Annotated in this window: 24 protein-coding genes and 1 pseudogene; 18 read left to right on the top strand and 7 right to left on the bottom strand. The window is 58.7% G+C overall.

What is annotated here, in order from left to right; all coding sequences use genetic code 11:
• Positions 1-62: 62 nt before the first annotated feature.
• A complete protein-coding gene (locus V7730_RS14015; RefSeq protein WP_335748222.1) occupies positions 63-515 on the bottom strand; it encodes a DUF4174 domain-containing protein in 453 nt (150 codons plus the stop codon).
• Positions 516-614: 99 nt separating this feature from the next.
• On the opposite strand from V7730_RS14015, the gene V7730_RS14010 reads away from it, so the two are divergent.
• The 7 genes from V7730_RS14010 to V7730_RS13980 are packed head-to-tail and all read left to right on the top strand — an operon-like array spanning position 615 to position 6,973.
• Positions 615-1,652, top strand: a complete 1,038-nt coding sequence (locus V7730_RS14010; protein WP_335748221.1) for a hypothetical protein — start codon at positions 615-617, stop codon at positions 1,650-1,652.
• A complete protein-coding gene (gene scpA, locus V7730_RS14005; RefSeq protein ID WP_335748220.1) occupies positions 1,600-3,744 on the top strand; it encodes a methylmalonyl-CoA mutase in 2,145 nt (714 codons plus the stop codon). Before V7730_RS14010 ends, scpA begins: the two co-directional genes overlap by 53 nt.
• Positions 3,741-4,355, top strand: coding sequence for a VOC family protein (locus V7730_RS14000; RefSeq protein WP_335748219.1), 615 nt, complete (start codon positions 3,741-3,743; stop codon positions 4,353-4,355). Before scpA ends, V7730_RS14000 begins: the two co-directional genes overlap by 4 nt.
• A complete protein-coding gene (locus tag V7730_RS13995) occupies positions 4,349-4,831 on the top strand; it encodes a GNAT family N-acetyltransferase (RefSeq protein ID WP_335748218.1) in 483 nt (160 codons plus the stop codon). Before V7730_RS14000 ends, V7730_RS13995 begins: the two co-directional genes overlap by 7 nt.
• Before the next feature lie 30 nt (positions 4,832-4,861).
• The gene (locus V7730_RS13990; RefSeq protein WP_335748217.1) at positions 4,862-5,542 is read left to right on the top strand and encodes a molecular chaperone DjiA; all 681 of its coding nucleotides are present in this window, start codon (positions 4,862-4,864) and stop codon (positions 5,540-5,542) included.
• Entirely contained in the window at positions 5,542-6,567 is a 1,026-nt protein-coding gene (locus V7730_RS13985; RefSeq protein WP_335748216.1) for an endonuclease/exonuclease/phosphatase family protein, read from the top strand. Before V7730_RS13990 ends, V7730_RS13985 begins: the two co-directional genes overlap by 1 nt.
• Before the next feature lie 37 nt (positions 6,568-6,604).
• On the top strand, positions 6,605-6,973 hold the full coding sequence (locus V7730_RS13980) for a hypothetical protein (protein WP_335748215.1): 369 nt from the start codon (positions 6,605-6,607) through the stop codon (positions 6,971-6,973).
• On the opposite strand, the gene V7730_RS13975 is transcribed toward V7730_RS13980, so the two are convergent.
• From V7730_RS13975 to V7730_RS13960, 4 genes are all read right to left on the bottom strand, one after another.
• Positions 6,970-8,538: a Ppx/GppA family phosphatase gene (locus V7730_RS13975; protein ID WP_335748214.1), complete on the bottom strand. Its 1,569-nt coding sequence runs from the start codon at positions 8,536-8,538 to the stop codon at positions 6,970-6,972. The two genes, V7730_RS13980 and V7730_RS13975, sit on opposite strands and share 4 nt — an antisense overlap.
• A gap of 89 nt (positions 8,539-8,627) precedes the next feature.
• Complete coding sequence (locus tag V7730_RS13970; RefSeq protein ID WP_335748213.1) at positions 8,628-10,802, bottom strand: RNA degradosome polyphosphate kinase; 2,175 nt, start codon at positions 10,800-10,802, stop codon at positions 8,628-8,630.
• 52 nt (positions 10,803-10,854) lie between these two features.
• The gene (locus V7730_RS13965) at positions 10,855-11,538 is read right to left on the bottom strand and encodes an HdaA/DnaA family protein (protein WP_335748212.1); all 684 of its coding nucleotides are present in this window, start codon (positions 11,536-11,538) and stop codon (positions 10,855-10,857) included.
• A 1-nt stretch (position 11,539) separates the two neighbouring features.
• Positions 11,540-12,625: an AI-2E family transporter gene (locus V7730_RS13960; protein WP_335748211.1), complete on the bottom strand. Its 1,086-nt coding sequence runs from the start codon at positions 12,623-12,625 to the stop codon at positions 11,540-11,542.
• 250 nt (positions 12,626-12,875) lie between these two features.
• Between V7730_RS13960 and V7730_RS13955 the strand changes: the two genes are divergently transcribed.
• From V7730_RS13955 to V7730_RS13910, 10 genes are all read left to right on the top strand, one after another.
• Positions 12,876-13,379 carry an autoinducer binding domain-containing protein gene (locus V7730_RS13955; RefSeq protein ID WP_335748210.1) on the top strand — a complete coding sequence of 168 codons (504 nt, stop codon included), beginning with the start codon at positions 12,876-12,878 and terminating at the stop codon, positions 13,377-13,379.
• On the top strand, positions 13,360-13,662 hold the full coding sequence (locus tag V7730_RS13950) for a helix-turn-helix domain-containing protein (RefSeq protein WP_335748209.1): 303 nt from the start codon (positions 13,360-13,362) through the stop codon (positions 13,660-13,662). Before V7730_RS13955 ends, V7730_RS13950 begins: the two co-directional genes overlap by 20 nt.
• A 49-nt stretch (positions 13,663-13,711) precedes the next feature.
• Positions 13,712-14,956 (top strand): peptidase T, encoded by a 1,245-nt coding sequence (pepT, locus tag V7730_RS13945; protein WP_335748208.1) that lies wholly within the window; start codon positions 13,712-13,714, stop codon positions 14,954-14,956.
• A gap of 120 nt (positions 14,957-15,076) precedes the next feature.
• Entirely contained in the window at positions 15,077-16,429 is a 1,353-nt protein-coding gene (gene proS / locus V7730_RS13940; RefSeq protein ID WP_335748207.1) for a proline--tRNA ligase, read from the top strand.
• Positions 16,430-16,503: 74 nt separating this feature from the next.
• Complete coding sequence (locus V7730_RS13935; protein WP_335748206.1) at positions 16,504-17,667, top strand: PQQ-dependent sugar dehydrogenase; 1,164 nt, start codon at positions 16,504-16,506, stop codon at positions 17,665-17,667.
• 309 nt (positions 17,668-17,976) lie between these two features.
• Positions 17,977-18,471, top strand: a complete 495-nt coding sequence (locus tag V7730_RS13930; RefSeq protein WP_335748205.1) for a DUF2937 family protein — start codon at positions 17,977-17,979, stop codon at positions 18,469-18,471.
• A gap of 185 nt (positions 18,472-18,656) precedes the next feature.
• Complete coding sequence (locus V7730_RS13925) at positions 18,657-19,943, top strand: lipoprotein-releasing ABC transporter permease subunit (protein ID WP_335748204.1); 1,287 nt, start codon at positions 18,657-18,659, stop codon at positions 19,941-19,943.
• On the top strand, positions 19,936-20,619 hold the full coding sequence (locus V7730_RS13920; RefSeq protein WP_335748203.1) for an ABC transporter ATP-binding protein: 684 nt from the start codon (positions 19,936-19,938) through the stop codon (positions 20,617-20,619). Before V7730_RS13925 ends, V7730_RS13920 begins: the two co-directional genes overlap by 8 nt.
• A 95-nt stretch (positions 20,620-20,714) precedes the next feature.
• Positions 20,715-21,461: a hypothetical protein gene (locus V7730_RS13915; RefSeq protein WP_335748202.1), complete on the top strand. Its 747-nt coding sequence runs from the start codon at positions 20,715-20,717 to the stop codon at positions 21,459-21,461.
• A gap of 63 nt (positions 21,462-21,524) precedes the next feature.
• Positions 21,525-22,505: an Ldh family oxidoreductase gene (locus tag V7730_RS13910; protein ID WP_335748201.1), complete on the top strand. Its 981-nt coding sequence runs from the start codon at positions 21,525-21,527 to the stop codon at positions 22,503-22,505.
• 1 nt (position 22,506) lies between these two features.
• Here V7730_RS13910 and V7730_RS13905 read toward each other — a convergent pair whose 3' ends face one another.
• Entirely contained in the window at positions 22,507-23,187 is a 681-nt protein-coding gene (locus V7730_RS13905; protein ID WP_335748200.1) for a hypothetical protein, read from the bottom strand.
• Between the two features lie 179 nt (positions 23,188-23,366).
• Here V7730_RS13905 and V7730_RS13900 point away from each other — a divergent pair, with 179 nt between their 5' ends.
• Positions 23,367-23,762: a cytochrome c gene (locus V7730_RS13900; protein WP_335748199.1), complete on the top strand. Its 396-nt coding sequence runs from the start codon at positions 23,367-23,369 to the stop codon at positions 23,760-23,762.
• A gap of 41 nt (positions 23,763-23,803) precedes the next feature.
• Here the strand turns inward: V7730_RS13900 and V7730_RS22660 are convergent.
• Positions 23,804-23,947: pseudogene (locus tag V7730_RS22660) on the bottom strand (IS30 family transposase); the annotation flags it as partial.
• Positions 23,948-23,992: the final 45 nt, after the last annotated feature.

The raw sequence follows: 23,992 nt of genomic DNA, 5'->3' as shown, positions 1-23,992 counted from the left end.
TGCAGGACGTTGACGTCCGTTCGTGTGGCTGACAGCCATCATATCTTCGGGCTGGCTGCGGCTTACCCTTCCGGCGCTTCTTTTGCTTCGCGGATCTCGCGCTGGCGCATGGGCATTTTGTCGATGCTGCGGGTAATTTCGCGCACGCTCCAGGGGAAAGGTTTGCGTATCGCCACATTGCCGTCCTTGCCCACCAGCGTCAGCATGAAGCCACGCGGCCTCATCTTGAGCCTGATATCGCTGCGTGCGTCGGGATCCGTATCCACGATCACAACCACATCCCGCACGGACAGTTCCTCGGCCCTTAAATTGAGCAGCTCCATTTGTTCGATAAAGGCGGGGTCATCCACGCTATCGGCAAAGACGATCACGGGACGGTATTTCCACTTAAATTCGCTCAAATCTGTCTCACTGGCCTGCAGAACCATAAGCGGAAGGTCTGGACTGAACAGGGTCTGGGCCTGCCCGCTACCTGCGAAAACAGCAATTATAACAGCGCCTAACAACGATTTCATAAGCTCTCCCTTTACATCCTATATAAGCGCTATTGACGCGATTGCGAACGCGGTTTGCGCCATTTTTACCATTAAGCTCGCCGCAAGGGGTTTTGTCGCATGACTGCTGCAGTTTCCTTTTCACGGCTGCCCGGTGCAGCCCCATGGCGCAAAGGCATTGCACGGCTTATGGATATCATTCTTCACGTAGGGGCGCATCGCACCGGCTCGACCAGTTTCCAGCATTATCTGCGTGGCAATCGCGCGCGTCTATTCGCACAGGGCACCGCGCTTTGGGAGCCGGATATGTTGCGTAAGGGCCTATTCGACGGGTTATTTGCCAAACCGCGGATGCTAAACGGCCGTGACCTGCAACGTCGCGCTATGGGGCGCGTGCGGCTGCATGCTGCACAGGCCCAACGCGCTGGTGCTCAGCGCTTGTTGGTCAGCGAGGAAAATATGATCGGCGCGCCCCGCGCGTGTTTACGCGCCGGATTGCTTTACCCCGCGATAGGCGAGCGGATGGCGCGTTTGGATGCAGCCTTTGAAGGGCGGATCAGCCGCGTCGTGATGAGCATTCGCGCTCAGGATTTATGGTGGTCGTCTGTCGCAGCCTACGGTGTCGGGCGGGGCCATGCCGTGCCGGATGCGGTCCGAATCGAGCTGCTTGCCGCAGCGCCGCGCAGCTGGCGGGATGTGATCACGGATTTGGCCTGTGCCTTGCCGGAGGCTGAAATCAAGATTCTGCCATTTGAGCAGTTCGTCGGCCAAGCTGATAAGATGCTTGCCGAAGCGACAGGCCTACCTGCGCCGCAGTACTACGCGGAAAGCTGGCTTAACCGCTCACCCGACGTGGCAAAGCTGTGCGCCAAGATGGTACAAAACGGCATGTCACTGGCGGAGCTGCCCGCGCATTTGACCTTGCGCGAAGGGCGCTGGAACCCGTTTGACGTAGCACAGGCTGCCGCCCTGCGTGAAGCTTACGCAGACGATATGATGTGGCTCACCGCTGGTGCGGACGGGCTTGCAACACTGACAGAGGATCGCTCCCGCCAAAGAGCAGGCTTTAGCCTGTCGGCGGGGACACTGACAAAAGGACAGTCCCATGACCAACAAACCGACCCAAGCTTCCAAGGACGACTGGCGCAAACTGGCTGAATCAGAACTGCGCGGCCGCCCAGTCGAGGATCTGACGTGGAAAACGCTGGAAGGCATCGACGTTGCTCCGCTCTACACGGCCGAAGATCTGGATGATGTGTCCCATCTTGGCGGTATTCCGGGGCAGGGGCCTTACACGCGTGGCGTCAAGGCAACCATGTATGCAGGTCGCCCTTGGACGATTCGACAGTATGCGGGTTTCTCCACGGCTGAGGACTCCAACGCATTCTACCGCCGCGCTTTGGCTGCCGGTCAGCAGGGTGTTTCCGTCGCCTTCGACCTGGCCACCCACCGTGGCTATGACAGTGACCACCCCCGCGTTGAAGGTGATGTGGGCAAGGCGGGCGTGGCGATTGACAGTGTCGAGGATATGAAGATCCTTTTCGACGGTATCCCGCTCGACAAGGTGTCAGTCTCCATGACGATGAACGGTGCGGTGATCCCGATCCTCGCCAGCTTTATCGTCGCGGGTGAAGAGCAGGGCCATTCCCGCGCGGTGCTGTCTGGCACCATCCAGAACGACATTCTCAAAGAATTTATGGTGCGAAACACATACATCTACCCGCCAGAGCCTTCGATGAAGATCATTGCGGACATCATCGAATACACCGCCAACGAGATGCCGAAGTTCAACTCGATCTCGATCTCCGGCTACCACATGCAAGAAGCCGGTGCGAACCTTGTGCAAGAGCTGGCGTTCACGCTGGCTGATGGCCGCGAATACGTGCGCACGGCGATTGCGGCGGGCATGGACGTGGACAAATTCGCCCCGCGGCTGTCGTTCTTCTTCTGCATCGGCATGAACTTCTTCATGGAAGCGGCAAAGCTGCGTGCCGCGCGCCTGCTTTGGTCGCGCATCATGGAAGAATTCAAACCGCAGAACCCCAAATCCTCTATGATGCGCACCCACTGTCAGACGTCTGGTGTGAGCCTTCAGGAACAAGATCCCTACAACAACGTCATTCGCACCGCCTATGAGGCGATGTCGGCGGTGTTGGGCGGCACGCAGTCGCTGCACACTAACGCGCTGGACGAAGCGATTGCCCTACCCACCGAGAACTCCAGCCGCATCGCGCGCAATACTCAGCTGATCTTGCAAGAAGAAACTGGTGTGACCAACGTGGTCGATCCGCTGGCGGGTTCCTACTATGTTGAAAAGCTGACCCACGACATGGCCGAGGCTGCGTGGAAGCTGATCGAAGAGGTCGAGGAGTTGGGCGGCATGACCAAGGCTGTCGCCTCGGGTATGCCCAAACTGCGGATCGAGGAAGCTGCAGCACAGCGGCAGGCCGGTCAGGACCGTGGCACCGATGTGATCGTCGGCGTAAACAAATACCGCCGCGACAAAGAAGACGCGATCGACATTCTGGATGTGGACAACGTCGCCGTGCGTGACAGCCAGATCAAGCGTTTGAAAAGCATCCGCGCCAGCCGCGACGAGGCGGCTTGTAGCGCCGCATTGGCGGAAATGACCCGCCGCGCCAAAGAGGGCGGGAACCTGTTGGAAGCAGCCGTAGAAGCGGCCCGCACCCGTGCCACCGTGGGAGAAATCAGCATGGCAATGGAAAATGAATTTGGTCGCCACCGCGCAGAGGTGAAAATTCTGGCCGGCGTTTATGGCGCCGCCTATGAGGGGGACGAAGGCTTTGCCGCGATCCAGAAATCGGTAGAAGATTTCGCTGAAGCCGAAGGGCGTCGTCCGCGTATGCTTGTGGTCAAGATGGGGCAGGACGGCCACGATCGTGGCGCAAAGGTGATCGCGACCGCCTTTGCTGATATCGGCTTTGACGTAGATGTGGGCCCGCTATTCCAGACCCCTGCCGAGGCCGCGCAAGATGCCGTCGACAATGACGTGCACGTGATCGGCATTAGCTCTCAGGCGGCAGGGCACAAGACACTGGCGCCGCAGCTTGTCAAAGCGCTCAAAGAGGCGGGGGCAGAGGATATTCTGGTGATCTGTGGCGGCGTGATCCCGCAGCAGGACTATCAGTTCCTCTATGACGCTGGCGTAAAGGCGATCTTTGGGCCGGGTACCAACATCCCGAACGCGGCGCAGGACATCCTCAAGCTGATCCGTGAAGCGCGAGGATGATCTCCTTTGACCATATCGCAGTGGCGGGAGAGATACTCGCCGCTGCGACAAACCATGTGGAGGCCACCTTGGGCGTGCCGTTGCAGGCAGGCGGCGAACATGCGGTTTTTCACACGCATAACCGTTTGCTAGGGTTGGAGGACGGCCTGTATCTGGAAGCGATTGCGATCAATCCGCAGGCACCAACACCGGACCGACCGCGCTGGTTTGATCTGGACCGTTTTGAAGGCGCGCCGCGCCTGACTAACTGGATCTGCCGCTGCGACGATCTGGATGCCACGCTGGATCAATTGCCCGAAGGGTTTGGACGTCCCGTTGACTTACAGCGCGGCGATCTGCGCTGGCGCATGGCCGTCCCTGCAAGCGGCGTGCTTCCTTTTGATAATTGCGCGCCGGCACTGATCCAGTGGATCGGCGATGCCCACCCCGCACCGCGCATGGCCCAGCACGGATGCCGGATCAAGACTTTCACCATCCGCCATCCTGAGGCGACATCCTTGGCCGGGCTCCTCGCGCCGGTTCTTGCCGATGTACGCATCGCGTTCGAGGTCGGCCCGGTGCAATTACGTGCTGAGATCGCGACGCCAACAGGTCACACGACATTATGTTGATCCGCGCGGCCTCAATGGCCGACATTCCGCAGATCATGGACCTGTGGAACACTATGATACGCGATACCACAGCCACCTTCACTACTGTCGAGAAGACGGAGTCTGACCTGCATTCACTTCTGGTAGACCGGCAAGACGCATTTCTGGTGGCAGACGTGGAGGGGGCCTGCGCAGGGTTTGTGACATGGGGGCCGTTTCGGGCTGGACCTGGCTACGCCCATACGGCAGAGCACACGATCATCACAGGCGCACCGCGCCGAGGGATGGGCCGTGAATTGATGCACGCTGCTATGACGCAGGCAAAGGCGCAGGGTCTACACGTCATGATCGGCGGCATCAGTGGCGAAAATGCTCCTGCCATCGCGTTTCACCAGAGATTGGAGTTTGCAATGGCAGGCCAATTGTCAGAGGTAGGGCACAAGAACGGGCGCTGGCTTGACCTCATTTTGATGAGCAAACCTATCGACGCGTCCTGACAAAAGGACCTGCGTGCGTTAGGATAAGCCATGTCGATATGGACCCGCATCTCTGAAGCCCTCTCTGCCCTCACCTCTGGCGAAGGGCTTTCGGCTGTATTTGACCTTCTGCGCACACCGCCGGAACGTTCTGTTGCCTTTACCATCGCCGTGATCGCGCTGGGTGCGAAGATGGCAAAAGCCGATGGCCAAGTGACGCGGGACGAGGTGACAGCCTTTCGCGAGGTATTCCAGATCGGGGATGCGGATGCGCAAGGCGCCGCGCGGGTGTTCAATATGGCGCGGACGGACGTGGCCGGCTTCGACGATTATGCCCGCCGGATCAAGAGGATGTTCAGCGAGGATGCAAGCATCCTATGCGATCTGATGGAAGGTCTTTTCCACATCGCCATGGCGGATGGGATCTATCACCCTAACGAAAACGCGTTTCTGGAAGAAGTGGCCAAGATATTTGCCCTTCCCGAAGGCAATTTCGAGACATTGCGGGCGCGGTTTGTGCCCAATAGCTCTCCGTTGCCGCATAGCGTTCTGGGCATTGCGCCCAATGCCACACTTGCTGAAGCTCGCGCTGCGTGGAGCAAACTTGTTCGCGCCAACCACCCCGATGCATTGACCGCCCGCGGTTTGCCGGAAGAGGCGGTGAGGATGGCTGAAAAGCGGATGATCGATATCAACCGCGCCTGGGAGACCTTGTCGGGCAAGGCGGCATAATGCGGATTGCCACTTATAATGTTGAATGGTTCGCGAGCCTTTTCGACAGGAAAGACCGGCTTTACAATGATGACGGATGGTCTGCGCGCTGGCAGGTAACCCGCGCCCAGCAGACGCAGGCGCTTGCCCGTGTTTTCAACGCGCTCGACGCGGATGCCATCATGGTGATCGAGGCACCGGATGCAGGTGCGAGACATGATGCTGTCGCCGCGCTTGAACGGTTTGCGGCCTTTGCTGGCCTGCGCGCACGGTCGGCGGTTATGGGCTTTGCCAATGACACCCAGCAAGAAATCGCGATGCTCTATGATCCCGACGTTTTGACGGTGACACATGATCCGCAGGGAGAGGGCACCGGCGCCAAAGGCGCACGCGGCGCGCCACGCTTTGATGGGGTGCTGCGGATAGATCTGGACATAGACGCCTCAGAGGACCGTGTTGTTTTTTCGAAACCACCGCTGGAGCTAGCGGTAGAGACGGCAGGCGGCTTTGCGTTTCGGATGATAGGGGCGCATTTGAAATCCAAGGCTCCGCATGGCGCGCAGAATGATGCTGAGGCCATGCAGATAGCCATCTCAAACCGGCGCAAACAGCTTGCCCAAGCCATCTGGCTGCGCGCCCGAATTGAAAGCCACCTGTCCGACGGGGTGCCGCTGATGCTGTTGGGGGATCTGAATGACGGCCCCGGCTTGGATGCCTTCGAGAACCTGTTCGGGCGTTCTTCGGTTGAGATTATTCTTGATACCCAAGGGCCGCACCCGCTGTATGATCCGCATGCAGCGCGCGCGCTAGGGCAGCGTTTGGGCGCTATGCCGACCACGTCGCGCTTCTGGATCAGACCTGAAAAACGGTTTTTGCAAGCTTTGCTGGATTACATCATGGTTTGCCCAAACTTGCGCGCGCGCGAGCCGGTCTGGCGCATATGGCATCCGCTGGATGATCCCGACTGCTGGGCCAAGCCCGAATTGCGCGATGCACTGGTGACGGCATCGGATCATTTTCCTGTTACACTCGACATTGATCTGTAATTTGGTTTCTTGCGAACGCTCCCCTATATTAGGGGATATGAAACATATCGTTGCCCTCTCATTCGCCACTGTCCTCTTTGCAGCACCGGTTTATTCCGAGGAAGAACCCTCGCTCATGGAACGGGGTGCGCAGCTATTCTTTGAAGGATTGATGCAGGAAATGGCACCTGCGTTGGATGATTTGGCTGAGTTGATGGAAGAGGCCGGACCGGCTTTGCAGGAGTTTATCACCGAGATGGGACCGAAGCTGCGCAGCGTTCTGGAAGAGGTCGAAGACTGGAGCGTTTACAGCGCACCGGAAGTTTTGCCGAATGGCGGCATCATTATCCGCCGTAAACCTGATCTGCCGGAAGACGCGCCAGAAGACGCGTCGCCCGCTGAGCCTGAGCCGCAGGTTGACCTCTAGCGGTTTACGGTCTTCACGATTGCCTGCGCGCCAAGTGAGCTGGCCAGCGAGTTAAAGCGCGCCTCGGCGACCTCACCGAACAGGGGCATCATGTCTGGGCTTAACCGTAAATGGAGCTCTTTTTTCTTGGGGTACCAGCGCATTTCGCCCAGCTCTTCAAGCTTGTCCATCCACAGCATCGCGCCAAAACGCAGGGCCTTACCTAGAATTTCGGCTTCGGCACGGGTCTGTTCGTCCACCATATCAAACAGGTCGGCAAAGCGGATGTTTTCACGTTTATTGGAATAGCGGTGCATCAGCGCAACGCCCATGAAGATCCGTTCGGAGTGTTTAAGTCCGCCCAGATTGGCGCGCGTGGCGTTGTCGAAACAGACCTCTGCGCGGTAATCTGGGTGCGCGCGCCAGCTCACGTCATGCAGCAGGCACGCCGCTTTTATCAGGCGTTTGCGTGGCGCAGAGGCGGATTTGTAGATCGGCAGGATGAAGTTATACAGCATCCGCCCAAAGCCCGGCGAGCGTGCGTCCTTGTCTTCCGCAAAGCGGCATGCCTCGATCAAGGGATCGCGATCGCGCAGGCGCTGGGGCATTTGCTCATACAACATGCCTTCGCGGATGCCATAGCTTGAGATGGCAATGTCTTTGGGTTTGAACGTCTTGACCAGACGGGACAGTACTTCGCACGCATAGGGCACGAGGATCGCGCGGGCCGAAGATACGCCGGCCTCAACGCGCAGGGTGTCCATGTCGGACTTGCGTATGAAATCAACGGTTTCGCGCACCGATTTGCGTGTCATGCGGTATTCATGCAGGACGTGCAGCGGATAGCCACGGCGGATCATGTCGATCCGTGCAATCGCGCGCCAAGAGCCACCCACAAGGAACAATCGATCACGCTGGCTGCCCATCTTATCGGCCAGGCCATTCATCGTTTCCTTGATATGGGCTTCGCGTGCTTTGGCTCCGCCCTTGATATCGCGCAGCTTCAGCGGTCCCAGCGATGACGTCACACGGCGTCCGACCCGTCCACCGGAAATCTCCGCCAGCTCCAGCGATGAGCCGCCAATGTCACAGACCAGACCATAAGCACCGGGCCAGCCCAAAAGCACACCTTGTGCGGACAGGCGGGCTTCTTCCTCGCCATCAATGACCCAGATCCGCAAGCCGGTCTCGGCGCGGACTTCTTCGCAGAACGCGCGTCCGTCTTTCGCGTCACGCACCGCAGCGGTAGCCACTACAGTCAGCTCTGACAGGCCCATGCCCTCGGCAAGTTTCTTAAATCGGCGCATCGCCGAGAGCGCGCGCACGCGCCCTTCGGGCGACAGGTGGCCGGTGTCAGCCATACCGGACCCCAGCGCACACATGATCTTTTCGTTGTAGAAATACGCGGGTGATCGCGCCGCCCCGTCAAACACCACCATCCGGACCGAGTTCGACCCGACATCAACCACGCCCACACGGCGCAATGCACGCGCACCAGGGTCCTGAAATAGGGGCTTTCCGAACATGCCCAGATCGGCAACGCCGGTTTCAGGGACTGTTGCGGGCTGTGGTGTTGGATCGGTCATGCGCGCTCCGGCTAGAGGGGCGGAAAGTTGGGGCAAACTGGCCCATACCCGCCCCCGCGTCAATCAATAACCCTAGCGGAATGCGCGCGTTAATCTTCGGTGTGGGTGAGCTTTGGCACATCTGACGCGCCGGCAGAGCCGCGACCGGAAAGCGAAGGGTTCTCCATAAAGAAGCGGTGGCAGCTAAAGGCAAATTGCCCTTCGGGAAGCGGCGGGCGGGTAAAGCTACCATCGGGTGCCATCACCCAGCTTTGCGCAATGTCAGCCAGATTGGCCGCCATGATCTGGCTAGTGATTTGGGCCTGTACGGTGGCATTCTCGATCTCGATCAGGGTCTCGACACGGCGGTTGAGATTGCGGCCCATCCAGTCCGCAGAAGACATGAATACCCGCGCCTTTTTGTGGGGCAGCCCGTAGCCGTTCCCAAAACAAACGATGCGGCTGTGCTCTAGAAAGCGACCTACGATAGATTTCACGCGGACGTTTTCCGACAGTCCCTTGATCCCCGGCCGCAGAGCGCAAATTCCCCGTATCACGAGGCTAATCTGAACACCTGCGTTGGAGGCGGCGTAAAGTGCGTCGATCACCTCGGCGTCGACGATGCTGTTCATCTTGGCCCAGATCACCGCAGGTTTGCCCGCGCGCGCGTGGTCAGCCTCGGCGGCGATCATTTCCAGCAGACGCGGTTTGAGCGTGATGGGCGAGATCGCCAAATTGTCCAGATGCGCGGGCGGGGCATAGCCCGACAGGTAATTGAACACTTTGGTCGCGTCGCGGCCCAGTTTTTTGTCACAGGTGAACAGCGACAGATCGGTATAAATGCGCGCCGTAATCGGGTGGTAGTTGCCGGTGCCGTAATGGGTGTAGGTCACTAGTTCACTGCCCTCACGGCGCACCACGGTCGAGATTTTGGCGTGTGTTTTGAGATCAATAAATCCGTAGACCACATGCGCGCCTGCGCGTTCCAGCCTGCGCGATTGGCGGATGTTGGCAGCCTCGTCAAAGCGGGCCTTCAGCTCGACCAGAGCCGTCACGGATTTGCCATCCTCCGCTGCCTCGCACAGCGCTTCGACGATGGGGCTATCGCGAGATGTGCGGTAAAGCGTCTGTTTGATCGCAACCACATTGGGATCACGCGCGGCCTGCTGCAAAAAACGCACAACCATATCGAAGGTTTCATAAGGGTGGTGCAGTAGCATATCCTTGGAGTGGATCGCCTTGAACATATCGCCGTCGTGGTCTGTCACCCGCTCGGGGATGCGCGGAATGAATTGCGGCCACAGCAGATCGGGGCGGTCATCACCTACAAGCTGGGCCAGATCATCAATGCCGATCATCCCCTCGATTTCGATAACGTCCTGCGGCTTTGCGCCCAGTTCGCCCATAATGGTGGCAAGCAGTTTGGCGGGCGCGCCTGCGGAGTGGGTCATGCGCACCACTTCGCCACGGCGGCGGCGTTTGAGCGCAACCTCAAATTCGCGCACAAGGTCTTCGGCCTCGTCCTCGACCTCCAGATCGCTGTCTCGCAGCACGCGGAATTCGAAATGTGCCTTCAGTTTATAGCCCGGAAAGAGGTCTGGAATCATCAGGACCAGCAGCTCTTCGAGCGGTAAAAAACGTTTGCACCCGTCAGGTGCGGGAAGCGAGACAAAGCGGTCAATCTGTGCGGGGATCGGTAGCAGCGCTTGCAAGGGCTTCTTGTCGCGGCTGCGCTCGAGCTGGAGCGCGAGCGCAAAGCCCGTGTTGGGCAAAAACGGGAAGGGGTGCGCGGGATCAATCGCCAGTGGCGAGAGGACCGCAAAGACCTGATTGAGAAATACATCATCCAAAGCCGTCTTGTCTGACGCGCTTAGATCATCCAGCCCTTCAAGCATGATGTTTTGGTCGTCCATCTCACGCAGCAGGTCTACCAGCACGGCTTGCTGGCGCAGCATCAGCGCGCGGGCGTCTTGATTGATCAGCACCAATTGCTCTGCAGGTGTAAGGCCATCGGCGGCAGGTGTGGTGTTACCTGCTTGCGCAAGCTCGCGCAGGCCGGCGACGCGGACAGTATAGAATTCATCAAGATTATCGGCGGAAATCGACAGGAAGCGCAGCCGTTCCAGCAATGGCACGCGTGGGTTTTCGGCCTCTTCCACCACGCGCCAGTTAAAGCGCAGCCAGCTTAGTTCACGGTTCTGAAAGCGGGCAGGGCTGCCCAGATCCAGATCAGGCAGCTCAACAGGTGTATCATAAGGCGCAGTAAGGAAATCGGCATCGGACATGGGTGTACTTATCCAACATAAATGTAACGGTAATAAGACAGGAGTGTCGGTACTATCGCGCTTCTGTCTCGGCTTTGTCCAGCACTTGCGCGGCCAGCGCACGGGTGATGGGCCGTTTGCGTGCAAGGCTTTCGCGGTCAAGTGCCGCGACAAAGCGGTTGGCGGCAGCAAAGGACCGGTCCATCCGGTTGAGCAGGTAGGGGATCACGTCTGACGGCGGTACCAATTGCCGGTCGGCCAGCAGCTTAACCAGCACAGTGGACAAAAGCGCGTCATCCGGCGCATCGATAGAGACTTCGAGCGCGCCTTGCAGGCGGCTGACTAGATCGGGCAGCGTCAGCCCCCAATGCGCCACAGTGCCAACGCCAGTCAGCAGCAGGGAATGGCCCTCGGCCAGAACCATGTTGTGCAGATGAAACAAGGCTGTCTGGGCCTGCGGATCACCCGCGATCCGGGGAATGTCCTCTACCGCGACGCTGGACTGTGCCAGGTCGGGCACAGCTTCGTCGCGCAGATCAACGGCGCGGATAAGGCGGGCTTGGGCTGCATCTGTCCAGACATGTGTCAGGTGGCTTTTGCCCGCGCCCTCGGGTCCGGTAAGTACCATCTTGCCGCCCGCCCAGTTGCGCCAGTTCTCGATCATGGCCACGGCCATGGTATTGGACGGCGCGACCAGAAAGTCATCGCGTCCCCGCGCGGTACGTACCGGCAGATCAAACCCTAGCTGCATCGCCATATTAAAGCATGTCTTCGTCTGGAATTGAGATATCTTGTTCGGTGCCACGGTACAGCAGGCTTTGTTGGTATTGCTCGACCCCGAAGCGCGCAATCACGCCGAACGCGGCAGCGACAGGCACTGCAACCAACATGCCGACAAATCCAAAGAGCGTTCCGAATACGGACAAGGCAAGGATCAGCCAGACAGGGTGCAAACCGACCGAATTACCGACGAGCTTTGGGGTCAGAACATTGCCCTCGATCACTTGGCCGATCACGAAAACGCCGCCCACCAGTCCGATGGAAACCCAGTCACCCCAGAATTGGAACAAGGCCAGACCAAGCGCCAGCGCACCACCGATCAGCGCGCCAAGGTATGGGATGAACGTGACTAGCCCTGCAATAAACCCGACCACGAGACCAAATTGCAAGCCCACCAGCATCAGCGCGATGGCGTAATAGGTACCAAGAATTAGGCAGACCGTGCCCATGCCGCGAATGAACGAAGCAAGCGTTTTGTCGACGTCGCGGGCCAGGTTGCGGATCACTTGTGCATGGTCCCGCGGCAGCATCCCGTCAATGTGGGCAATCATCCGGTCCCAATCCAGGAGCATGTAAACCGCCACAACCGGCACGATCACAAACAGCATGATCACATTGATGATCCCCGCAGCCGAGCTGAGCGCAGTGTTCAAAAGCTCTCCACCGCGTTCCTGCACAGCTGTCCCCACTGAATTCAGAGAGTTGCGCAAGGTCGATCCATCCTCAAGGATGGAGGGGAACCGTTCGGTTAGCACGGCGGTAAAGCGTTTGGTTAGATCGGGAGCAATATCGAACAGGTTCACGGCCTGCGAAATCAGGGTCGGGATAACCAGCAATGCCATGATGACAAAGATCAGGATCGCGAGGACTGTGATCACTGCTGTCGACATCGCACGGCTTAGGCCCACACGCTCTAGCCGGTCGGCAACCGGATCGAGGAAATAGGCAATCGCACTGCCCAGCACAAATGGCAAAAGCACATCGCCCATAAACCACAAGATCACCAGAAACACAGCCGCGGCCATGCCCCAATACTTAATCTGGTCTCTGATCGGCAGGGCCATTTCTCTCTCCTGAGTGTTGTTTCACACATCGCCCATGGGCGGTCCGGTTTCAAGGGTTAGCGCACGAATTGCGGCGCTAACCCGCGCAGTGGGGCAACATTGGATGCATGTAGTGCACAAACGCGGCCGATACCGAGAATGCCCGCGCAAAGGGAGGCGTGCCCTTTCTTGATGGTAGGATCTTTGTGCGTTTGGCTGGACACAATGCGGGTCGCTGCCGCAACTTGCCTGACAATCAAAAGAAAATCTGATGCCCAGGCTACCAGAACCGGACACGCAACAAGTGCTGCACCAGATGGCCTGCATCCTGAAGGCATCTTCCTATGATGAGGTCTGGGCGCGGTTACTGGTGTGGGTGGAGTTTTTTGGAATCACTGCGGTGCGATACGGGCTGACACGCTCACGCTACGGGATGTCTTTGGGGGATTTGCAGGACATCCTGTTCCTGTCGACGGTGGGTGAGCAGGATTTCATCGATTACATCGAGACAGGTCTCTATCGCCGTTCGCCTCATTATCGATGGATGGCGGAAAACAACGGAGCGGTCTCTTGGGGGTGGTTTCTGGAGAAGGCAAAGGCTGGCCGCTTGCTTCCGGACGAACATGCATTTTTGGCGGAGATGGAGCAGGTGGGGCAACCGGCGGGGTATTTGCTGAACTTTCCGTCGGATACGACGCGCCTCAAGGGGGGCTTGGGCATGATGGGGCAGCGAAACTGGTCTCAGGCGCATATGGATGCGCTGTGGGCACGGTGAGGCGATCGAGGCGATGTGCATTGCAGCACATCTCAACATCACCCGCATGCCGTTGCCGTCAAAACGCAACCCCCTGCGCCCGCGCCAACGTGAAATGCTGGAGTGGATTGCGGACGGAAAATCCATGCAGGATATCGCAGTTCTTACCGAACTTTCTGTGACAACGGTGGAGAAGCACCTGCGGGGCGCACGCGATGTGCTTGACGTTGAGACCGCTGCCCAGGCAATTGCCCGCGCGGGGTTGTTGGGCCATTCGTATGTTGTCTCTGAGGAGACAGCTTGACACTGCGCGCGGGCGCGGCACGTTAGGGCAAGCCTGACAGGAGCCGCCCATGCGCACCCCCTTTGATACTGAACTGCAAACCCGCCTGATGCGTTATGCCGCCATCGACACGCAATCAGACGAAGATAGCCACGCGCAGCCCTCCACAGTATGCCAGCTTGATTTGAGCCGCGTTCTGATCGCCGAGCTTGAGGCAATGGGCGCTAGCGATGTACGGTTGACCGACTATGGCGTGGTGCTGGCAACGATACCGGGTAATACGGACGGGCCGGTGATGGGTCTGTGCGCCCATGTGGATACCGCGCCGCAGTTCAATGCAACAGGTGTAAAGCCACGGCTTATTCAGGGATATAACGGCGGGGACATCTCCTTTCCGGACGCGCCTGAGCGGCGGTTGGGGCCGGATATCTCATCCCATCTTGGCGATTGCGTTGGCCATGACCTGATCACGGCTTCCGGCACAACGCTGCTGGGGGGCGATGATAAGGCTGGCGTTGCAATCATTATGACAGGGGCCAAGCATCTGCTTGATCATCCCGAGGTCCCGCGGGGGGAACTGCGCCTTGCTTTCACGCCAGACGAGGAAATCGGGCGCGGCGTCGACCCGCGTCTGCCTGCCGACATGGCCTGCGACTTTGCCTATACGTTTGATGGATCGAAACCCGGTGAAGTAGAGCACGAGACGTTCTCGGCCGATCGCGGGATTGTCACCGTCACAGGCGTGTCGATCCACCCCGGTTGGGCGAAGGATAAGCTGGTGAATGCCATGCATCTGGCCGCGCGTATCATCGAAACCTTGCCGCAAATCACCATGACGCCTGAAACCACAAGCGGGGACGAAGGGTTCATCCACGCGACCGACATCAGCGGAGGCGCCGCCGAGACCCGCATCGGTTTTATCATTCGTGATTTCGAACGTGAGGGGCTTGAGCAGAAGGGCGCAATCCTGCGCGTAGTCTGCGATGCCGTCGCCCTGACCGAGCCGCGGGCAACCATTACCTGTGAGATTACACCCCAGTACCGCAACATGCGCTATTGGCTGGAGAATGACATGACGCCTGTACATCTGGCCCATGAGGCGGTGCGTGATGTGGGGTTGGAGCCGATATCTGTCCCGATCCGCGGCGGCACCGACGGCTCGCGCCTTACAGAGATGGGGCTGCCGTGCCCCAATATCTTTACCGGCATGCAAGAAATACATGGCCCGCTGGAATGGATATCGGTGCAGGACATGGGCAAGGCCACTCAGGTGGCACTGCGATTGGTGGCGCGGGCGGCGGGGGCTGTGGAGTGAGGTGCTAATCCCGTTACCTCCCAAGGATATTTCTGGCCAGAAGGATTAGGGGTGGGATGATGATTGTATTGGGCGCATGTTTGGCTTAGGCAAATCGCAAAGTTGAATGAGGATTGCCCCATGCGTTTGAGCCGTTATTTCCTGCCCGTTCTGAAAGAGACACCTTCCGAGGCGCAGATTGTCAGCCACCGCTACATGCTGCGTGCCGGCATGATCAAGCAGAATGCTGCCGGGATTTATTCGTGGTTGCCGTTGGGTTTCAAGGTGCTGCGCAAGCTCGAAAACATCGTTCACGAAGAGCAAATCCGCGCAGGCCATGTGCCGATGCTGATGCCAACGTTGCAGTCAGCGGACTTGTGGCGTGAAAGCGGCCGCTACGACGATTATGGCGAAGAGATGCTGCGGATCAAGGACCGTCAGGGCCGCGATATGCTATATGGTCCGACCAACGAAGAGATGATCACCGATATCTTCCGGTCGCATGTCGGGTCTTACAAAGACTTGCCACTGACGCTTTATCACATCCAGTGGAAGTTCCGCGACGAGATGCGTCCACGTTTTGGCGTGATGCGCGGCCGCGAGTTCTTCATGAAGGACGGGTACAACTTTGACCTGACCAAAGAGGATGCGATGCATGCTTATAACCGCCATCTGGTGAGCTATCTGCGCACCTATGAGCGGATGGGTTTGCAGGCGATCCCGATGCGCGCGGATAGCGGTCCTATCGGGGGCGATGACACGCATGAGTTCCTTGTGCTGGCAGAAACCGGTGAGTCCGAGGTGTTCTATGACAGCGCTGTGACCGATCTGCGCTTTGGTGACCGTGCAATTGACTATGACAGCCATGAAGAATGTGCTGCCGTCATGCAAGAATTCACGTCGAAATACGCCCGCACGGATGAAACCCATGACGAGGCGTTGTTCAACGAGGTACCAGAAGAGCGTCGCCGTGTGGCGCGCGGTATTGAAGTAGGGCAGATTTTCTACTTCGGCACCAAGTACTCAGAAACCATGGGTGCAAAGGTGCAGGGGCCTGACGGAAAAGTTGTGCCAGTACATATGGGCAGCCACGGTATCGGGGTCAGCCGCCTGTTGGGCGCGATCATCGAGGCAAGCCATGATGACAAGGGTATCATCTGGCCCGAAGGGGTTACGCCCTTCCATTGCGGCATTGTGAACCTCAAGCAGGGCGATGCCGAAGCGGATGCCGCCTGTGAATCGCTGTACAACAGCCTTGTGGCGCTGGGTCTCGACCCTCTGTACGACGACCGCAACGAGCGTGCTGGTGGCAAGTTCGCGACGATGGACCTGATTGGTCTGCCATGGCGGATCACGGTTGGACCGCGCGGCCTGAAAAATGGCGTGATCGAGCTGACGTCGCGCCGGACAGGGGAGAGCGAAGAGCTACCGCCCGAACAGGCGATTGAGCGGATCGCTCAGATCTACAAAGGTCTGTCCGTGCACGGTATCTAAAACAAATTTGCGGGGCGGGGGTGGACCCCGGACCGTTTTGCGCCATCCTTGGTGAAACCACAGGAAGATTGGCAATGGGCAAGTTTCTGACGTTACTAGCTGCGGTTTGTGTCGCAACGGGCGCTTCGGCGCAGGGCGTAGAGCAGGGTAGCAAAAATGCGCCTCAGTTCACCCCCGCGTGGCCCACACAGACCCGTGCCCCTGCGTTACAAAGCGGTGTATCCTTGCAGATTGAAGTATTGGCCGACGGGCTGGAGACCCCTTGGGGTGTCGCGGTGTTGCCGGAGGGCGGGTATCTAGTGACCGAACGGTCGGGGGCGCTGAGGTTGGTGCGCGATGGCACTTTCAGCGCGCCGATCCGCGGTGTGCCTGAGGTGCTGGCTCAACGGCAGGGCGGGTTGCTGGACGTGGCGCTGGCCGAAGATTTTGACACCAGCCGCGTGATTTTTCTGACATATGCAAAACCGATGGGGGGCGGCTTGTCCGCCACGGCTGCTGCGCGGGGCGTTCTGAGCGCGGATGGGACGATGCTCAGCGATGCTCGTGACGTGTTTGAGCAAGATCCTCCGTCACCCAACGCAATGCACTTCGGCTCCCGCGTGGTGCCATTTGGCGGGTACCTCTACATCACCACAGGCGAACATTTCAGCAATCGTGAGCGGCAGTTCGCACAAGATTTGGACAAGACCTACGGCAAGGTTCTTCGGGTCAACCCAAATGGCGGGGCCGCAGCGGGTAATCCCTTTGACAACGATCTCTGGAGCCTTGGACATCGCAATGTGCAAGGAGCCGCAGTACGTCCTTCTGATGGCAGCCTCTGGACGCTTGAGCATGGTCCTGCGGGCGGAGATGAGCTGAACCGTATCACTGCCGGGGCTAACTATGGCTGGCCTGTGGTCAGTTACGGAGTGAACTACAACGGCTCACCCGTCGGCAGCGGAGAGGCGCGGCGCGCGGGTTTTATCGAGCCGCAATACTACTGGGATCCAGTGATCGCGCCGGGGGGATTTGCCTTCTATCAAGGTGCTATGTTTGACGGGTGGGAGGGCAACGTGTTGGCCGCCTCGCTCAATCCCGGTGGTCTGGTCAGGCTTGTGTTGGACGGCGACCGCGTGGTCGGGGAAGAGCGGTTTTTGGCGGGCGAGATACGTGTGCGCGACGTCGAGATTGACCGCGATGGGGCCATCTTGATCCTCGATAACTCGGACGGGCGGCTGCTGCGGCTGACGCCGAAGTAGGCTGTGGTTCAAGTGCGATGCAAAGTGGCAGGCTGCGAGAATGAATATCAAGCTTATCCAATGTCGGGCACCCGCGCGAAGTTCTGCCCTTGCGGTGTCGGCATTCGCGCCGATTTCGGATTTAACCAATCTGGGCGTGATATGGCGGATCACCGCAACTCTCGGCATTTTGATCTGCGGTGCTTGCCGAGGCTGATGAAAACAGTCAGTTTTGCGGTGTTATTGAAGGGCGTGTAGAGTATGATGCCCGTATGTATTTGAACAAATGAGCGCGCCAAGCGTGGCATTGGTCAAGGTGGTGTATCGAATATGATCTTGCGCAGTATCGCTTTGGCGGGTGGGCTTGCCGGTGCGGCCGCTACCTCGCAATTCCCCGAGTTTTCCCAGCAGTACATGCAGCGCCTGGGCGGTGCGGTAGATGCGCTGGGCGAGGTCGTCGCGGATTTTGATGCCTCCGCCACAGCCTCTGATCTAGGCCGTGATGAAGCTTTGGCGCAGATGCAGGGCACCGTGTTCCTCGAACGGCGCAGCGCTGATATGGCCCGCTCTATTGCGCGCTATGAACGGTTAAGCAGTGATCTGGTGGCGCTTGAGGGGCAGGGCCCTTTCATGCGCGCCTATAACGCGGCGCGCTTCACCGACCAAGAAATAGCTCAATCGGCATGGCAGGCCTATCAACCTGCCGTTCCTGTGAGTTTTGCCGGCCTCATTTTTGCAGGTGTGGGTTTTGTTCTGGGCAGCATGGGCTTTGCACTGTTGTTGGGCCTGTTGCGGGTACCATTCCGGCGCGGGCGTCCAGTATAAGCTATGTCGTTGTCACCGAAGATTAAGAACATGGATTTCATGGTGCCGGAAAATCCAACCCTTACCCATAGGCAGCGCTTTGCGCAAACGAGACTGGCGCAATTGGTCTAAGCCTTGACCCTGCGCGTGCAAAGCCTCACCTTGCGCAAAACGCGAAAAGCGCCCAATTTCGAGCAAGGACCATCATGGCCTCAAGTACCCCTCCCTTTGCCCCGTTTGAATGGATGATCGCATGGCGCTACCTGCGCGCGCGCCGTGCCGAAGGTGGGGTGAGCGTGATGACATGGATCAGCCTGATCGGGATCACGTTGGCGGTCTTTGCACTGATTGCAACGCTTGCCGTACGCTCCGGATTTCGGGCAGAGTTTGTCGACACCATTCTGGGCGCTAATGCGCATGTGACAGTCTACGATATGGGTGTGATGCAGCCCAATGGCGTTGTGGACCGTAACATCCGCGACTATGATGCGCTTGCCGCACAGATCGCTACGGTGGACGGTGTGACCCGCGTTGCTCCGATTGTGCGCGGTCAGGTCATGGCGACCTTTCAGGGCAACAATGCAGGAATGGAAGTCTATGGCATCACCGCCGAGAACCTTGCCACCATCCCGCGTATTGCCAACCCGCAAACCGCCCAAGGTGATATCGCCCGCTTTAACGAGGGGATCGCCATTGGCTCTGGCATTGCGCGCAGTCTGAACGCGCAGGTGGGCGACCTTATCCGTTTGATCTCTCCCGATGGGGTCAAGACCGCGTTTGGCACGTCGCCGCGGGTGAATGCCTATGAGGTGACCTATATCTTCACTGCCGGGCGCTATGACATCGACCGCACCCGCGCCTACCTGCCATTGGCCGAGGCGCAAAGCTATTTCAACGCCGAGGGGGCGGTGAACGAACTTGAGGTAATGGTCGCAGATCCTGACAATGTGGATGATCTGAGCGCCAACATTCTTGCCGCCGCCGGAGATACCGCGCTGATCTGGACATGGCGCGAGGCATCTTCGGGCTTTCTCAATGCGCTGGATATCGAAGATAACGTGATGTTCGTCATCCTCTCTGTGCTGGTGCTTATCGCGGCGATGAACATTGTCTCTGGCCTAATCATGTTGGTCAAAAACAAGGGCCGCGATATTGGCATCTTGCGCACGATGGGCATGTCCGAAGGCTCCATCTTGCGCGTGTTTTTCATCTGCGGCGCGTTTACCGGTATTATCGGCACGGCGCTGGGCGTGATCCTTGGCTGTCTGTTCGCGCTCTATGTGGATCAGATATTTGGCATGGTGAACTGGCTGTCGGGGGGCAACGCTTGGGACCCTTCGATCAGGGGCATCTACTTCCTACCGGCCAAGCTTGAGCTTGGTGATGTGCTGTCTGCTGTGGGGTTGTCGCTTGGGCTATCCTTTATTGTAACTATCTTTCCTGCCCGCCGTGCGGCGCGAATGAACCCTGTTGAGGCGCTGCGTTATGAGTGATCCTGTCCTGCGCCTGTCTGGCATCACTAAAGGCTATAACCACGGCAAGCCCAATGAAGTCACCGTGCTGCGCGGCATCGACCTTCAGCTTGCCCGTGGTGAGGTCGTGGCCCTTGTCGCCCCGTCTGGTGCGGGCAAATCTACACTGCTTCACATTGCCGGCCTGCTGGACACGCCAGACGCCGGCACGGTTGAGATTGGGGGCATCGATATGACCGGAAAGCAGGATGGCACGCGCACGGCTGTGCGGCGCCGCGATGTGGGCTTTATCTATCAGTTCCATCATCTGCTGCCTGAATTTTCTGCGGTTGAGAACATCGTTCTGCCACAGCTTGCCAACGGAATTGCACGCAGCGCAGCGCTGGCGCGCGCGATGGAGCTGCTTGATCAAGTCGGAGTAGCACCACGCGCTGACCACCGTCCCGCCGCGCTGTCAGGGGGCGAGCAACAGCGCGTTGCCTTCTGCCGTGCGCTGGCCAACAGCCCCAAGCTGTTGCTGGCGGACGAGCCGACCGGCAACCTTGATCCCGAAACATCCGAGACGGTTTTTGCCGCGCTGATGGCTCTGGTGCGCAATACGGGGCTGTCCGCGCTTATCGCCACGCATAACCTTGAACTGGCTGCGCGGATGGATCGCCAAATCCGGTTGGATCAGGGTATTCTGAGCGCGAACTAAAGCGTGCCGGTTCGCGAATTCCGCATATCGTCAACGTAGTGTCACCATATTTGCGAGGTATGCTCAGACCAAAACAGTAACAAATAGGCCCCGACATGTCCCCGATCCTTGCGATGCTTCTCAGCGCACTTGGCCCGCTGATGGTCACCTTTGTGAACTTCAATGACGACGATCCTGATGAAGCGGAAGTTGAAGAGGGTGTAACCGCTACATCTACGGGTGACCCCGTCGAAACGATCGATGTTATGACCTTCATTGATAACGCTCGCGGCACTGATGACAATGTGGGCTCCGCTTTCGGTAGCCGTGGCACCGATCAGGACGAAGAGTTTGTAGCCGAAGCGGATACCGCTGTGAGCCACGATGCCTCGGGCGGCGCTGACAGCCTGACGGGCTCCATGCTCAACGATACGCTTGTGGGCGGTGACGGGGCAGATGTGATCGACGGAGGCGATGGCGATGATGCGCTCTTCGGAGCCTTCTCACGCGAAACGCGCGCTGATGACGAAGCGGCGGACACGCTGGGCGGCGGTGATGGAGACGACACGCTGTTCATGGGCGATGGCGATACCGGCAATGGCGGCGAAGGCCGCGATGTCTTTGTTGCCACTCAGGACGCGGTTGAAGTGATCCAGATCAGTGATTTCAATCTCGATGAGGACACCATTGCGATCGAAACCGAAGCGCCCGAAGACGCTAGTATCACCGAACAGGTGGTCGAGGACGGCGGACTGCGGATTGAATTATCCACGGGCCTAAGCTTGCGGTTAGAAGGTGTCAGCGCCCCGCTGACCTCTGGTAGCCTGCAATTCGTACCAGTGGAGCCGCTAGAGCAAAGCTGATCCGCTTGACGCGCAGCCCTCATGCTGGTCTGTCTCAAGGGTCCCTTACTCGGAGCCTATCAGATGCCCATGATATCCCTAGACGAGATCGAGAAAACTGTGCGCCGCGCTTTGAGCGCGCATGGCGCAGACGCCTTTGCGGCCGCAGAAGTGTCCCGCGCGGTGCGAGCAGCAGAGAGTATCGGTAACAAGATTTGCGGGCTCTACTATGTTGAAAGCTATTGCCAGCAGCTACGCTCGGGGCGGGTGTCGGGAACGGTTACGCCAAAGGTCAGCACGCCTCGCGCAGGTACGGTCGTGGTTGATGCTGGCTTTGGGTTTGCCCAGCCGGCGTTTGCCCATGCCTTACCGGTGGCGTTGGACGCCGCACGCCGTGCCGGTGTTGCATCCCTTGCTGTAGCGCACGCACATACCTGCACGTCGCTGGGATATTTCACCCAACAGATCGCACATGCGGGGATGATCGGGATCGGCTTTACCAATGCCTCGCCCATCGTTGCAGCTCCGGGCGGCCAGACCCGCGTCATCGGCACCAATCCGATCGCGTTCTCCGTGCCTGACGGGAAGGGCGGCACGGCCATGCAGTTCGACCAATCCACCACCACAGTGGCACTCGGCAAGATCACCATGGCCAAAGCCGCAGGGGACAGTATCCCCGAAGGCTGGGCGCTGGATGCCGACGGCAATTCCACCACGGACCCCGATGCCGCGATCAAGGGTTCGCTGGTCTCTCTGGGTGGCTACAAAGGTTGGGGTTTTGGCCTCATGGCCGAAGTGTTGGCCGCGGCAATGACGGGCTCGGTGCTATCACGCGATGTCAAACCGCTCAAAGCGCCCGAAGGCGCGCCGCATGATCTGGGCCAGTATTATCTGCTGATTGATCCATCTGTCGCATCAGATTTCGGGGAAAAAGTGCAGGCATTGGCCGACCACATCGCGCAGGACGAAGACGCGCGGATGCCTGGGCAAGGCAAGCAGACAATGGACCCAGTTGAAGTTGGGGACGATACTTGGGCACTCATCACATGTCTTGCCGCCGGTTAACTCAAAGGCAGATACGCTTAAGGTCCACACCGTCCCACGGCAGGCCCACGTCATAGGCGGGGCTATGCGGCAGCGGGGCGACTGGCATTACCTGAGACACCAGCGCATGCAACCGACTGGTCCGCGCGCCTTGCGGCTGGAGCGCGCGACAGCAGACAAACTCCTCAACGATGGAACCTTGCTGCTCATATCCGAATTCAAGGAACTTTCGGTCTTTGAGGTCAAACAGATAGGGGTCATCGCTTTGGCTGTGCTCGGTCGCGGCCTTGAGCGGGGAGTAGCCTGTAAGCTTGCGGTTCTGCCATTGCCACACATGAGTCAGTTCATGGCTGAGCAGCATGGCCGCGACCAATCCGATGCGGTCGGGGTGGTCGGGCAGATAGTCCTCCAAAAACCAGTCTTTGTCGAATAGCACGCGGTTATACAGCGCCACTGCCGCCGGTTTGGTGGTGATCACGGTCTCTTTTGGTGGATGGGGCGGAAAGATTAGCTCGCGACATGTCGTGCGGGGGCGTGGCTTGCGCCGGAACGTCACCGCACGGGTCGGCGCCCCGTCATGCAGGCGCACGCGGTCATAGTTGAGCGTGGGGCCGTGGATGGTGGCGGCAAAAGCGCGTTCCGTATCGGTTAGCGGACGGCCACAGGCGGCAAGGAAAAGTAGCAGGATGAGGGTGATACGCATGGAGCTATTAAGGCGCTGCTCCGATTTCTGCACAACCCCAAATTTGCGCACCAAAGGGCTGATCCCGCGCAACCCGCAACGCAGCCAATTTTCTGCGCGGATGTTCGGATTAATTGACACAGATCAGCGCGCGGTCTGAAAGGTCAGTCCAAACTTAAAGAGACTCAGGAGGATTTAGCATGAAACTTATAATCGCAACCGTTGCCACACTGCTGCTTTCACCCGCCATTGCGCTGGCCCAAGACGCGGACGTGGGCGCTGCTTTGTATGATCAACACTGCGCGGTCTGTCACGGCTTAGAAGGGCGCGGCAAGGGGCCGTTGGCTGCGGCGCTGATCTTGCAACCACCCTCGCTGCGCGACTTGACCGAGCGCCACGGCGGCTTCCCCACCCGCCGCGTAGTGATGCGCATCGACGGCAGCGACCCGCAGGTAAGCCACGGATCACCGATGCCGGTCTACGGAGAGTTCTTCGCGGGCGACGATACCATCCTCAAATCCGAGAGCGGCCAGCTCATCCTGACCAGCCGCGCAATTGTGGATTTGGTGGCGTATTTGCGGGGGATACAGGAGTAGGAGAAACACCCGCTCCATTTTATTCAGCGCACAGCTTGGATTCAAGTTTGAAGTGCGACGGTTGATTTAATGGCCGCAAGTTCTTCGGCTATGGCTTCGGCGGGAGTTCTCCATCTTAGTGTCTTACGAGGACGGTGGTTCATCATGCGTGCGACGTCGTTCAGGGCGGTTTGACTGAGTGAAGTGGTCCTGCTTTTTAGGACAGTTTTGCGGCTTGGCTAAGATGCATC

This window comes from Sulfitobacter sp. (assembly GCF_036961165.1).
Lineage (GTDB): Bacteria > Pseudomonadota > Alphaproteobacteria > Rhodobacterales > Rhodobacteraceae > Sulfitobacter.
This window is presented reverse-complemented; position numbering and strand designations above follow the sequence as displayed.

Coding starts and splice junctions, on each gene's coding strand:
- V7730_RS13910 (WP_335748201.1), top strand. CDS start 21,525: ATGCCCATGATATCCCTAGACGAGATCGAGAAAACTGTGCGCCGCGCT.
- V7730_RS13970 (WP_335748213.1), bottom strand. CDS start 10,802: ATGTCCGATGCCGATTTCCTTACTGCGCCTTATGATACACCTGTTGAG.
- V7730_RS13960 (WP_335748211.1), bottom strand. CDS start 12,625: ATGGCCCTGCCGATCAGAGACCAGATTAAGTATTGGGGCATGGCCGCG.
- V7730_RS14000 (WP_335748219.1), top strand. CDS start 3,741: ATGATCTCCTTTGACCATATCGCAGTGGCGGGAGAGATACTCGCCGCT.
- V7730_RS14010 (WP_335748221.1), top strand. CDS start 615: ATGACTGCTGCAGTTTCCTTTTCACGGCTGCCCGGTGCAGCCCCATGG.
- V7730_RS13980 (WP_335748215.1), top strand. CDS start 6,605: ATGAAACATATCGTTGCCCTCTCATTCGCCACTGTCCTCTTTGCAGCA.
- V7730_RS13985 (WP_335748216.1), top strand. CDS start 5,542: ATGCGGATTGCCACTTATAATGTTGAATGGTTCGCGAGCCTTTTCGAC.
- proS (WP_335748207.1), top strand. CDS start 15,077: ATGCGTTTGAGCCGTTATTTCCTGCCCGTTCTGAAAGAGACACCTTCC.
- V7730_RS13975 (WP_335748214.1), bottom strand. CDS start 8,538: ATGACCGATCCAACACCACAGCCCGCAACAGTCCCTGAAACCGGCGTT.
- V7730_RS13905 (WP_335748200.1), bottom strand. CDS start 23,187: ATGCGTATCACCCTCATCCTGCTACTTTTCCTTGCCGCCTGTGGCCGT.
- V7730_RS14015 (WP_335748222.1), bottom strand. CDS start 515: ATGAAATCGTTGTTAGGCGCTGTTATAATTGCTGTTTTCGCAGGTAGC.
- V7730_RS13950 (WP_335748209.1), top strand. CDS start 13,360: ATGCGCTGTGGGCACGGTGAGGCGATCGAGGCGATGTGCATTGCAGCA.
- V7730_RS13955 (WP_335748210.1), top strand. CDS start 12,876: ATGCCCAGGCTACCAGAACCGGACACGCAACAAGTGCTGCACCAGATG.
- V7730_RS13965 (WP_335748212.1), bottom strand. CDS start 11,538: ATGGCGATGCAGCTAGGGTTTGATCTGCCGGTACGTACCGCGCGGGGA.
- V7730_RS13930 (WP_335748205.1), top strand. CDS start 17,977: ATGATCTTGCGCAGTATCGCTTTGGCGGGTGGGCTTGCCGGTGCGGCC.
- V7730_RS13935 (WP_335748206.1), top strand. CDS start 16,504: ATGGGCAAGTTTCTGACGTTACTAGCTGCGGTTTGTGTCGCAACGGGC.
- pepT (WP_335748208.1), top strand. CDS start 13,712: ATGCGCACCCCCTTTGATACTGAACTGCAAACCCGCCTGATGCGTTAT.
- V7730_RS13915 (WP_335748202.1), top strand. CDS start 20,715: ATGTCCCCGATCCTTGCGATGCTTCTCAGCGCACTTGGCCCGCTGATG.
- V7730_RS13990 (WP_335748217.1), top strand. CDS start 4,862: ATGTCGATATGGACCCGCATCTCTGAAGCCCTCTCTGCCCTCACCTCT.
- V7730_RS13925 (WP_335748204.1), top strand. CDS start 18,657: ATGGCCTCAAGTACCCCTCCCTTTGCCCCGTTTGAATGGATGATCGCA.
- V7730_RS13900 (WP_335748199.1), top strand. CDS start 23,367: ATGAAACTTATAATCGCAACCGTTGCCACACTGCTGCTTTCACCCGCC.
- V7730_RS13995 (WP_335748218.1), top strand. CDS start 4,349: ATGTTGATCCGCGCGGCCTCAATGGCCGACATTCCGCAGATCATGGAC.
- scpA (WP_335748220.1), top strand. CDS start 1,600: ATGACCAACAAACCGACCCAAGCTTCCAAGGACGACTGGCGCAAACTG.
- V7730_RS13920 (WP_335748203.1), top strand. CDS start 19,936: ATGAGTGATCCTGTCCTGCGCCTGTCTGGCATCACTAAAGGCTATAAC.